Raw genomic sequence first — 12166 nt, forward strand, 5'->3', positions numbered from 1 at the left:
TAGCGTATGCTCAGACAGGCCGGGTCATCGACAATAAATTACCGGTAAGCACGCAAAAAAAATCGGGCTCCTGGGAGCCCGATTAGCATAGTGACAGATACTGCGTTTATCTTAGTGCAGCGGCTGCGCCAGATTGACCAGCGAAATCAGCGGCTGCGGGTAAATACCCAGTACCAGCACCAGTACCGCTGAAATCAGCACCACCACGCCACCGGCGGTAAACGCCCAGTTTGCCGGGGAATCGCGCTGCATCAGCTCAGGCGGCGACAGATACAGGCTGACGGTCATACGCAGATAGTAGTAAAGGCCAATGGCGCTGCCGAGCACCACCGCCCCGGTCAGCCACCACAGGTGCGCGCTGACGCCAACCGCAATCACGTAGAACTTACCGATAAAGCCCAGCGTCATTGGGATCCCCGCCAGTGACAGCATCATCACCGTCATCACCGCCGCAAGGATTGGACGATGCCAGAACAACCCGCGATAGGAGTAGAGCGATTCCGCATCCGGGCCACGGTACGGGCTGGACATCAGGCTGACCACGCCGAAAGCACCGAGGCTGCTGAACAGATAGCCAGCCAGATAAACCCCGACGGTTTCCAGCGACAGCTGGTGGGATTGCACCGCAATCAGCGCCACCAGCAGATAACCGAGGTGAGCAATGGACGAATAGCCCAGCAGACGCTTGATATTGCTCTGCGAGATCGCCATCAGGTTACCGAACAGCATCGACGCCACGGCGATAATGCCCAGTACGGTCCGCACCCCTTCACTGTTTGCCATTGGCGCGTACATAAACAGGCGCATCAGCACGCCGAAGATAGCGATTTTACTGGCAGTGGCGAGGAAGGTTGATACCGGCGCGGGTGCGCCCTGATAGACGTCTGGCGTCCACAGGTGGAACGGCACCAGCGACAGCTTAAAGCCAAAGCCGACGATCATCAGGCCCAGGCCCGCCAGCAGCAGCGGTTGGTGGATCAAACCATCATTCAGGCTGTTGCCCAGCTCCATAAACCCGAGGCTTCCGGCGTGCGCATAGACCAGCGCCATACCAAACAGCAGGAATGAAGAAGCGGCGGCGGACAGAATGGTGTACTTGATCGCCGCTTCCAGCGAGCGCTTTTGCTGGAAGGCGTAACCGACCAGCCCAAACAGCGGCAGCGAGATCAGTTCAATACCGATAAACAGCGACGCCAGGTGACTGGCACTGGCCAGCACCACGCCGCCGAGAGCGGCAATCAGTACCAGCAGATAGAACTCTTCGCGGTTATCCGGGTAGGTTGCCAGCCACGGATAGGCAAAGGTGCAGGTCGCCAGACTGGCGAGGATCACCAGTCCGCTATAGAACATTGAGTACGCGTCTACCCGCAGCAGCGGGGTGACGTCCATTGGCCCAGCCTGGCCGACGAAGTATAACGAAAACAGCGCCAGGTTAAGGCCAACGACGGCAAGCGTGGCGTTGACGAAGTGGTTGCGTCGCCACGCAATGGACAGCATCACAACTACCACCGTCAATCCGACGATCAGCAGCGGCAGAAGCGCGATCAATTGTTGAGGAGTTATTGTCATGGCGAATTACGGCCTTGTAGTTGAAATTGAAGCAGTAAACCACTGCTGAATATTGCTCATCGCAGCGTGGGAGGTATCCAGAATCGGCTGCGGATAAACCCCCAGCAGCACCAGCAGCAGCACCAGCACCATGATCATCAGGAACTCACGCGCTGACATGCCGCGCAGCGGCGTCTCTGATTTTGCCGGGCCGTAGTAAGCCCGTTGCATCATCACCAGCGAGTAGACCGAAGCAAATACCAGACCAAAGGTGGCGATGATGATAATCAGCGGAACGCTGTGGAAACTGCCGGTCAGGATCATAAACTCACCGACAAAGTTACCGGTACCCGGCATCCCCAGGTTGGCTACCGCAAAGAACAGCGACAGGCCCGGCAGCCATTTGATACGCGACCACAAACCGCCCATCTGACGCATATCGCGGGTATGCAGGCGTTCATACAGCTGGCCACAGAGGATAAACAGCGCCGCAGCCGAAAGACCGTGCGCGATCATCTGAATCACCGCGCCCTGGTAGGCCAGCTGGCTGCCGGTGTAGATAGCAATCAGCACAAAGCCCATATGGGAAATCGAGGTGTAAGCAATCAGACGCTTGATATCGTACTGGGAGAACGCCATCCACGCGCCGTAGAAGATGCCGATCATGCCCAGCCACATGGCGATCGGGGCAAATTCAGCGGTGGCATCAGGGAACAGCGGCAGCGCGAAACGCAGCAGGCCATAGGCGGCGGTTTTCAACAGAATACCCGCCAGGTCAACCGAACCGGCGGTCGGAGCCTGACTGTGCGCGTCCGGCAGCCAGCCATGCAGCGGTACTACCGGCATTTTCACCGCGAAAGCGATAAAGAAGCCGAGCATCAGCAGGTATTCAACGCCGTGCGACATCGGAGTTTTCAGCAGCTGTTCATAGCTGAACGTCCACACGCCCGTGGCGTTATAGTGCACAAACACCAGCGCCAGAATGGCAATCAGCATCACCAGCCCGCTGGCCTGGGTGTAGATAAAGAACTTGGTCGCGGCGGTAATGCGCGTCTTCCCGTCGGAGGCTTTATGGCCCCATAGCGCGATCAGGAAGTACATCGGCACCAGCATCATCTCCCAGAAGAAGAAGAACAGGAACAGGTCGATGGCAAGGAACACGCCGATGACGCCACCAAGGATCCACAGCAGGTTAAGATGGAAAAAGCCCTGCCATTTCTCGATTTCATTCCACGAACAGAGGATTGCCATCACCCCCAGCAGGCCGGTGAGCACCACCATCAGTAACGACAGGCCATCAAGTGCCAAGTGGAAAGCAATGCCGAAACGCGGGATCCACGGCACGGAGAACTGAGCCTGCCACTGTGGGCCACCCTCGGCCTGTGACAGTGAATAGCCGCCCTGCAGCCACAGCTGCAACGACAGCGCCAGCGTCAGCCCCATTGCGATCAGGGCAATCCAGCGCGGCAGCTTCGCGCCAAAGCGCTCGCCCTGCCAGCACAGCAGGCCGCCGACGAAGGGTAGTATGATAAGCCAAGGAAGTAACATGGCAATTTGTTCCCTATTGTTTTTCTGAAAGGGCTATCTTGCTTGCCATTTTCGCCCCCGGCAGTGCTCGCAATGCTGACATACATAAGTATGCTCCGCTTGCTGCGCGCTGGCGATGGCAAAACTGACTGCGCCGATAACGCCCTGGCTTCAGTTAAATTCAAAACCTCTTATCGGGACCAGAGCAACCCCAGGCCCCCACTTACTCACCTTTACATCACCATCAGCAGCGCCAGCACCACCACGGCACCGATGCTCATTGCAGCGAGGTACCAGCGCAGATAGCCGTTTTCGCTGAGCGCCAGCCCTTTATTGCCGCCGCGTGCCAGCAGAGCCGGAATATTCATCAGTGAATTCAGCGGATCGCGCGACAGCAGCCAGGCGACAAAGAGGTAAGGCTTAACGAACAGCTTGTCGTACAGCCAGTCGAAGCCCCAGGCGGCAAACCACCAGGTGGAGAAGAACCGCCCCGGCGCGCTGTTGGCGATAGCGGTCACCAGCGTGCGTTTGCCCAGCCACAGCGCGGCTGCCAGCAGAATGCCGACAATCGCCACCACGCCAGAGGCGATCTCCAGCGTAAGCACGCTGCCGTGCGCCAGTTCGCTGGTCTCGGGCAGTACGCCACGCAGCGGCGGCACGATCGTTGCGCCAATAAAGGTCGAGAGCACTAACAGCACCAGCAGCGGCAGATGATGGGTGATGCCCTTCCCGGCATGAGCGTGGATCTGTTCTTTGCCGTGGAACGCAATAAAGATCATGCGGAAGGTGTACAGGGAGGTCATAAACGCCCCCGCCAGCCCGGCAATCATCAGATTGAGATGCCCGTTGGCCAGCGCCCCGGCCAGGATCTCATCCTTACTGAAGAAGCCTGCGGTTATCAACGGCAGCGCCGACAGCGCCGCGCCGCCGACCAGGAAGCAGACGTACACCAGCGGAATGCGCTTACGCAAACCGCCCATTTTGAAGATGTTCTGCTCGTGGTGACAGGCGAGGATCACCGAACCGGACGAGAGGAACAGCAGCGCCTTGAAGAAGGCATGGGTCATCAGATGGAAGATCGCCGCATCCCAGGCCTGCACGCCCAGCGCCAGGAACATATAGCCAATCTGACTCATGGTTGAGTAAGCCAGCACGCGCTTGATATCGGTTTGCACCAGCGCGGCAAAGCCTGCCAGCACCAGCGTCACCGCACCGACAATCCCCACCAGATGCAGCACGTCCGGCGTCATCAGGAACAGCCCGTGGGTACGGGCAATCAGATAGACGCCGGCGGTCACCATGGTCGCCGCGTGGATCAATGCCGAGACCGGGGTTGGACCCGCCATCGCGTCGGCCAGCCAGGTCTGTAACGGCAGCTGGGCAGATTTACCGACCGCACCGCCCAACAGCATCAGGGTGGCCCACTGCAGCATATGATTATCGGCAGCAAAGTGTGCCGGTGCCAGCGCCATCATTTCGCGGAAGTTCAGCGTACCCAGCTCGTTGTAGAGGATAAACAACGCCAGTGCGAGAAACACGTCACCGACGCGGGTGATGATAAAGGCTTTCATCGCCGCCGCACCGTTGGCCGGATGGGTGTAGTAGAAGCCGATCAGCAGATAAGAGCACAGGCCCACGCCTTCCCAGCCGAGATACATCAGCATCAGGTTATCGGCCAGCACCAGAACCACCATGCTGGCGATAAACAGGTTGGTATAGGCGAAGAAGCGTGAATAGCCCTCCTCCCCGCGCATATACCAGGAGGCGAACATATGGATCAGGAAGCCAACGCCGGTCACCACCGACAGCATGGTCAGCGACAGGCCGTCCAGCGTCAGATTGACGTCAATCCGGAAGTTGCCCACCTGCATCCAGGTCCATAGCGCCTGGTTAAACACCTGCTGGCCGTTATGGAAGAAGTCCAGCCCGGCATACGCCGTGACCAGCGCTGCCAGCCCGACGGAACCCATGCCGACGGCAGCAGACAGGTTTTCTGACCAGCGACCGCGCGAAAACGCCAGCAACAAAAAGCCGATCAGCGGAAACAGAATGGTTAAATAGAGAAGGTTCATCCGCGCATCTCGCTCACTTTATCAATGTTGAGGTTCTGACTGCGACGATGCAGCTGCAACAGCAGCGCCAGGCCAATACTGGCCTCTGCCGCGGCGAGGCTGATAGCCAGGATAAACATCACCTGACCGTCGGCCTGCCCCCAGTAGCTGCCCGCCACCACGAACGCCAGCGCTGCGGCGTTAATCATGATTTCGAGACCAATCAACATAAACAGCAAATTGCGGCGGATCATCACGCCCGTTAGCCCAAGGACAAACAGGATCGCCGCCAGAATAAGTCCGTGCTGCAAAGGGATCATGCCCGCTCCTCCTTCTTACTTTTCGCCGCGTCCGCCGGACGGTTAGCCAGCACTTCCCCGGCACGCTGTTCGCGACCGATGTGGAACGCCACCACCAGCCCCGCCAGCAGCAGCATGGAGGCCAGTTCAACCGCCAGCACGTAAGGCCCGAACAGGCTGATACCGACCTGCTTGCCGTCAATCATCGTGCCGTCAATGCCCTGATCGTTGACCGACAGAATGGCATAGACGAGGGTGACCAGCAGCAGCAGGGACAGCAGCCCCGGACCAATCCACATGCCCGGTTTCAGCCAGTCTTTTTCCTGCTGCACTTCGGCACCGCCGAGGTTGAGCATCATCACCACGAAGACGAACAGCACCATAATGGCACCGGCATAAACGATAATTTCCAGCGCGCCGGCAAAATAGGCCCCGAGCGAGAAGAACACCCCGGACACCGCCAGCAATGAGATGATCAGGTACAGCAACGCATGTACCGGATTGGTATGGGTGATAACGCGCAATGTCGCCAGCACCGCGACCAGTCCGCAAAGATAAAACGCAAATTCCATGCCTGGCTCCTTAAGGTAACAAGCCCTTGACGTCGATGGGTTTGGCTTCGTTTTCCGCGTCGCCTTTGTCTTTGCCGTCGATCGCCATACCCGCCATCCGGTAAAAGTTATATTCCGGGTACTTGCCCGGACCGGAAATCAGCAGGTTTTCTTTTTCATACACCAGATCCTGACGCTTAAACTCACCCAGTTCAAAATCGGGGGTAAGCTGAATCGCAGTGGTCGGGCAAGCCTCTTCACACAGGCCACAGAAAATGCAGCGCGAGAAGTTAATGCGGAAGAATTCCGGGTACCAGCGGCCATCGGCCGTTTCCGCCTTCTGCAAAGAGATGCAGCCGACCGGACAGGCCACCGCGCACAGGTTACAGGCCACGCAGCGCTCCTGACCGTCCGGGTCACGGGTCAGCACGATGCGCCCACGATAACGCGGCGGTAAATAGACCGGTTCTTCCGGGTACATCAGGGTTTCGCGTTTGGCGAAGGCATTCATGCCGATCAGCCAGATACTGCGAACCGTGGTACCAAATCCAACGACAATGTCTTTTAATGTCATGTTCTTAACCCCTTACTGCGCCGTGTACAGAATCACTGCGGCGGTCGCCAGCAGGTTCAGCAGCGTCAACGGCAGACAAACTTTCCAGCCGAACGACATCACCTGGTCATAGCGCGGGCGTGGTAACGCAGCACGGATCAGAATAAACATCATCATAAAGAAGGCGGTTTTCAGCGCGAACCAGATCACCGGTGGCAGCCACGGACCCTGCCAGCCGCCGAAAAACAGCGTAACGATCAGCGCAGAAACCGTGACGATGCCCACGTATTCACCGACAAAGAACAGGCCAAACTTCATCCCGGCATATTCAATGTGGTAACCATCGGCCAGCTCCTGCTCGGCTTCCGGCTGGTCGAACGGATGGCGGTGACACACGGCCACCCCGGCGATGCAGAAGGTGATGAAGCCAAGGAACTGCGGGACAACGTTCCACAGATTTGCCTGGCTGTTAACAATATCGACCATATTGAACGAGCCAGCCTGTGCCACCACGCCCATCAGCGACAGGCCGAGGAACACTTCGTAGCTCAGGGTCTGTGCCGAGGCGCGCATTGCGCCGAGCAGCGAGTATTTGTTGTTACTCGACCAGCCGGCGAACAGCACCGCGTACACCGCCAGCCCGGCCATCATCAGGAAGAACAGCAGGCCGATATTCAGGTCAGCGCCCATCCAGGTAGAGGTAACCGGTACGATCGCCATCGCCAGCAGCAGCGAGGTAAAGGCGATCATCGGTGCCAGGGTAAAGATAACGCGGTCGGTAAACGGCGGGATCCAGTCCTCTTTGAAGAACATTTTGATCATGTCAGCCACCAGCTGCAGCGATCCGCCCCAGCCGACACGGTTAGGCCCGTAGCGGTTCTGGAACAGGCCGAGCAGACGGCGTTCGCCGAAGCTCATAAACGCGCCGCAGCCGACGACGACGAACAGGATCACTAAGGCTTTAACCACGGCGATAATGACGTCGATAACTTCCGGTGTCAGCCAGCTCATTGTGCAGCCTCCCGCAGATTGTCAATAGTTGCCCCGCAGAGGAACGGCGCAATACCCGGCAAACCGAGCGGTAAACCCACCTGCCCGGCCTGCAGCGTGCTGGAGAAGCGTACCGGCAGACGCAGCGTTTCACCCCGGCAGCTGAACGCCAGGGTGGTACCCGCGTTGACGCCAAGTTTCGCCGCGTCCTGTGGGTTCACCATCACGTAAGCTTCTGGCATACGTTGCTGGATCACCGGGGCGCGCTGGGTCATCTCTTCACTGCCAAACAGGTGGAAGTACGGCGCCACGCGCCAGCGGCTGTCCTGAGCGGCAAAGGCGGCCGGGACAGCGTCAAACCAGCCCAGCTGCGGCGTACCCGCTTCGATCAGGCGCACGCCCGGATCGCCGTTGCGCAGATGGCCGCCCACTTCGGCCTGGAATTTGTTCCAGGCCTGCGGTGAGTTCCAGCCCGGCGCCCAGGCAAACGGGATCTGTGAACGGGCAGCGCCCGGCTGGTTGTTCCCTTCCATCGAGAAGGCAAACATGCTGTCTTTGTCCTGCGGCTGGCGCGGTTCATGCACGCTGATATTGGCGCGCATCGCGGTACGTCCGCTGGCGCGGTGCGGCGAGCGTGACAGCTTCTGACCACGAATACGGAAGCTGGCATCCGGCGCCGCCTGTTTAATGCCGGCCAGCTGCGGCAGCGCCACGATGCAGGCATCAATTACATGGTCGAGCTGGCTCCAGTCCACTGAGCGGCTGTCGATGGTGCTCTGTAACGAGCGCAGCCAGCGCCAGCTTTCCAGCATCTGGACTTTTTCGTCGTAATAAGCCGGATCGTAAACCTGGAAAAAGCGCTGGGCGCGTCCTTCCTGGCTGACCACCGTGCCATCACTTTCGGCAAAGCTGGCGCTGGACAGGATCAAACCGGCTTTTTCAGTGGTCGCGGTGCACTGATGGTCGAGCACAATCACGTTTTGCGTGTTGCTCAATGCCGCATCGACGGTGGCTTTGGGCAGATGACGGTAGAGATCGTTTTCCAGAACGATCGCCGCATCGGCTGCGCCGCTGGTCAGTTCAGCCAGCGCCGTATCCAGTGAATGCCCACCGATCAGCCCCAGGCCAACGCTGTTGGTCGCCGCGGCCAGCAGCGTGATCCCCACGTCCGCTCCGCGCCCCTTCAGCGCCCTGGCCACGTTGGCCGCCGCCTGAATCATCGCCTCGCTGCCCGCGTGGGTTCCCGAGATGATCAGCGGTTTTTTCGCTCCGGCCAGCGCCTGGACGATAACGTCAATTTTACCGGCCAGCGCTTTATCGATATCGCTCACCGCCGGCGCGCTGGCGTCCAGCTCATGGGCGATGGCAAAGCCGAGACGCGCCTGGTCTTCCACCGGCGCGCGGTAGCTCCACGCGGCGATATCATCCAGCCGGGTTTCATCGACGTTGGTGACAAACAGCGGGTATTTGGCGTTCTGACCAATATTGAGGATCGCCGCAATCTGCCAGTCGGCTACTTTCTGTGCCGCCGCCATCTCACGTGCTTTGCCCTTCACCGCCTGACGCACCGACAGCGCCACGCGCGCGCCGGTCTGGGTCAGATCCTCACCCAGCACCAGCACCGCATCATAGCTTTCGATGTCACGCAGCGCCGGCGTATGAATACCGCCGTCGCGCAGTACCCGCAGCATCAGCTCCAGCCGCGCCTGCTCGCCAGCGGGGATGCCGGTGGAGAAGTTTTCCGCGCCCACCAGCTCGCGCAGCGCAAAGTTGCTCTCCACGCTGGCGCGCGGCGAGCCAATGCCAATTACCTTCTTCGCCTGACGCAGCACGTCGGCCGCCCCCTGCATCGCCTGGTCGGCATTCAGCGCGATCCAGTCGTCGCCGCGACGCTGCATCGGCTGGCGCGGGCGATCCTTGAGATTAACGTAGCCGTAGCCGAAGCGGCCGCGGTCACAGAGGAAGTAGTGGTTAACCGTACCGTTATAGCGGTTTTCAATGCGGCGCAGCTCGCCATAGCGCTCGCCGGGACTGGTGTTACAGCCGATGCTGCACTGCTGGCAGATGCTGGGCGCAAACTGCATATCCCATTTACGGTTGTAGCGTTCGGAGTGGGTTTTATCGGTAAATACGCCGGTCGGGCAGATTTCCACCAGGTTACCTGAGAACTCGCTTTCCAGCACGCCATCTTCGGTACGACCAAAGTAGACGTTATCGTGTGCACCGTAGACGCCGAGATCTTTGCCGTCGGCATAATCTTTGTAGTAGCGCACGCAGCGGTAACAGGCGATGCAGCGGTTCATCTCATGGGAAATGAACGGCCCCAGATCCTGATTACGGTGGGTACGTTTGGTGAAACGGTAACGGCGGAAGCTGTGGCCGGTCATTACCGTCATATCCTGCAGATGACAGTTACCGCCCTCCTCGCACACCGGGCAGTCGTGCGGGTGGTTGGTCATCAGCCACTCCACCACGCTTTCGCGGAACTCTTTCGCTTCGCCGTCATCAATCGAAATAAAGGTGCCGTCAGACGCCGGAGTCATGCAGGACATAACCAGACGGCCACGGGTATCTTCGGCATTTTGAAATTGCTTTACCGCGCACTGGCGGCAGGCACCGACGCTACCGAGCGCCGGATGCCAGCAGAAATAAGGAATATCAAGGCCGAGGGACAGACAGGCCTGTAACAGGTTATCTGCACCGTCAACATCATATTCTTTACCGTCTACATGGATTGTAGCCATAGTGAACATGCTTCCATAAGGCTCGTGCTGGCACGAGCGTTAAACTTTGCTTACCAGCGCGCCTTTAACAGGTTGGGCTGGATGCCGCTAATCGCGTGGGCGTTGCTGTATACCTGGGGTGCCATACCCGCTTCAAACTCTTCGCGGAAGTATTTGATGGCACTTTGCAGTGGCTCTACTGCACCGGGCGCATGCGCACAGAAGGTTTTACCGGGGCCAAGCTGGCGGCAGAGCTGCAGCAGGGTTTCGATATCTCCCGGCTGCCCCTCTTTACGTTCCAGCGCACGCAGAATTTTCACGCTCCACGGCAGGCCATCACGACATGGCGTACACCAGCCGCAGGATTCACGGGCAAAGAACTCTTCCAGATTGCGCACCAGCGACACCATATTGATCTCGTGGTCTACCGCCATCGCCAGCGCCGTGCCCAGACGGCTACCGGCTTTACCGATGCTGGCAAATTCCATTGGCAGGTCAAGGTGCTGCTCAGTCAGGAAGTCAGTACCCGCCCCGCCCGGCTGCCACGCCTTGAATTTCAGCCCGTCGCGCATGCCGCCGGCGTACTCTTCAAGGATTTCGCGTGCGGTAGTCCCGAACGGCAGTTCCCAGACGCCAGGGTTTTTCACCCGGCCGGAGAAGCCCATCATCTTGGTTCCGGCGTCATCGCTGTTGGAAATGCTCTTGTACCAGTCCACGCCGTTGGCGAGGATAGCGGGTACGTTGGACAGGGTTTCAACATTGTTGACGCAGGTTGGCTTGCCCCAGACGCCAGCCGAAGCCGGGAATGGCGGTTTGGAACGCGGGTTAGCGCGACGCCCTTCCAGCGAGTTGATCAGGGCGGTTTCTTCACCGCAGATATAGCGGCCCGCGCCGGTATGCACCACCAGCTCGAAATCAAAACCGGTGCCGAGAATATTTTTGCCCAGCAGACCGGCCGCGGTGGCTTCAGCAATTGCCCGGCGCAGATTAACCGCGGCCTCAATGTATTCACCGCGCAGGAAGATATAGCCACGGTACGCCTTCAGGGCGAAGGCGCTGATCAGCATGCCTTCCACCAGCTGGTGCGGCATCTGCTCCATCAGCAGGCGGTCTTTATAGGTGCCTGGTTCCATCTCGTCCGCATTACACAGCAGGTAGCGGATGTTCATGGACTCGTCTTTTGGCATCAGGCTCCATTTCAGGCCGGTGGAGAAACCGGCACCGCCGCGCCCTTTCAGGCCCGAGTCTTTTACCAGGCTGACGATTTCATCCGGCGTCAGGGTTTTCAGCGCTTTCTCCGCCCCGGCATAGCCGTTCTTACTGCGGTATTCATCAAGAAATACCGGCTGCTTATCTTCGCGCATGCGCCAGGTCAGCGGATGCATTTCGGCAGTACGCACAATCTGTCTCATTGATACTGCTCCAGTAAGTTGGCGATATTTTCCGGCGTCAGATGGACGTGAGTATCTTCATCCACCATCATCGTCGGCCCCTTGTCGCAGTTACCGAGGCAGCAGGTTGGCAGCAGCGTAAAACGCCCATCCGCCGTGGTTTGTCCCGGCTTGATGTTGAGGTTAGCTTCCAGCGCGGCCTGGATCCCCTGGTAGCCGGTGATGTGGCACACCACGCTGTCGCAGTAGCGGATCACATGACGACCAACCGGCGTACGGAAGATCTGGCTGTAGAACGTTGCCACCCCTTCCACATCGCTGGCCGGAATAGCGAGCACCTCTGCAATGGCGTCAATCGCGCCGTCGGGCACCCAACCGCGCTGTTTCTGCACGATTTTCAGCGCTTCAATCGAGGCAGCGCGCGCATCTTCATAGTGGTGCTTTTCATGCTCGATGGCGTCACGCTCTGCCGCACTCAGCACAAAAGCACCGGATTCATCGATCGTTTCAATCGCAATTCTTTGATCGTGCAT

General features: G+C 58.9%; 10 protein-coding genes. All 10 read right to left on the minus strand.

Going from position 1 to position 12166, the window contains the following annotated elements:
- Nucleotides 1–111: 111 nt before the first annotated feature.
- Nucleotides 112–1569 (minus strand): NADH-quinone oxidoreductase subunit NuoN, encoded by a 1458-nt coding sequence (gene nuoN, locus JGC47_RS11210; RefSeq protein WP_004158585.1) that lies wholly within the window; start codon nucleotides 1567–1569, stop codon nucleotides 112–114.
- A gap of 6 nt (nucleotides 1570–1575) precedes the next feature.
- Nucleotides 1576–3096 (minus strand): NADH-quinone oxidoreductase subunit M, encoded by a 1521-nt coding sequence (gene nuoM, locus JGC47_RS11215; protein WP_004158586.1) that lies wholly within the window; start codon nucleotides 3094–3096, stop codon nucleotides 1576–1578.
- Between the two features lie 212 nt (nucleotides 3097–3308).
- Entirely contained in the window at nucleotides 3309–5147 is a 1839-nt protein-coding gene (nuoL, locus tag JGC47_RS11220; RefSeq protein ID WP_004158587.1) for an NADH-quinone oxidoreductase subunit L, read from the minus strand.
- On the minus strand, nucleotides 5144–5446 hold the full coding sequence (gene nuoK / locus JGC47_RS11225; RefSeq protein ID WP_004158589.1) for an NADH-quinone oxidoreductase subunit NuoK: 303 nt from the start codon (nucleotides 5444–5446) through the stop codon (nucleotides 5144–5146). Before nuoK ends, nuoL begins: the two co-directional genes overlap by 4 nt.
- Nucleotides 5443–5997 carry an NADH-quinone oxidoreductase subunit J gene (nuoJ, locus tag JGC47_RS11230; RefSeq protein ID WP_004158590.1) on the minus strand — a complete coding sequence of 185 codons (555 nt, stop codon included), beginning with the start codon at nucleotides 5995–5997 and terminating at the stop codon, nucleotides 5443–5445. The genes nuoK and nuoJ overlap by 4 nt, the downstream gene beginning before the upstream one ends.
- 10 nt (nucleotides 5998–6007) lie before the next feature.
- Nucleotides 6008–6550 (minus strand): NADH-quinone oxidoreductase subunit NuoI, encoded by a 543-nt coding sequence (nuoI, locus tag JGC47_RS11235; RefSeq protein ID WP_004158594.1) that lies wholly within the window; start codon nucleotides 6548–6550, stop codon nucleotides 6008–6010.
- 12 nt (nucleotides 6551–6562) lie between these two features.
- Complete coding sequence (gene nuoH, locus JGC47_RS11240) at nucleotides 6563–7540, minus strand: NADH-quinone oxidoreductase subunit NuoH (RefSeq protein ID WP_004158600.1); 978 nt, start codon at nucleotides 7538–7540, stop codon at nucleotides 6563–6565.
- Nucleotides 7537–10263 carry an NADH-quinone oxidoreductase subunit NuoG gene (gene nuoG / locus JGC47_RS11245; protein WP_013036122.1) on the minus strand — a complete coding sequence of 909 codons (2727 nt, stop codon included), beginning with the start codon at nucleotides 10261–10263 and terminating at the stop codon, nucleotides 7537–7539. The genes nuoH and nuoG overlap by 4 nt, the downstream gene beginning before the upstream one ends.
- Before the next feature lie 50 nt (nucleotides 10264–10313).
- Nucleotides 10314–11654, minus strand: coding sequence for an NADH-quinone oxidoreductase subunit NuoF (gene nuoF / locus JGC47_RS11250; protein WP_004158603.1), 1341 nt, complete (start codon nucleotides 11652–11654; stop codon nucleotides 10314–10316).
- Complete coding sequence (nuoE, locus tag JGC47_RS11255; RefSeq protein ID WP_004158605.1) at nucleotides 11651–12166, minus strand: NADH-quinone oxidoreductase subunit NuoE; 516 nt, start codon at nucleotides 12164–12166, stop codon at nucleotides 11651–11653. The genes nuoF and nuoE overlap by 4 nt, the downstream gene beginning before the upstream one ends.

Source organism: Erwinia amylovora (assembly GCF_017161565.1).
Taxonomy (GTDB): Bacteria; Pseudomonadota; Gammaproteobacteria; order Enterobacterales; family Enterobacteriaceae; genus Erwinia; species Erwinia amylovora.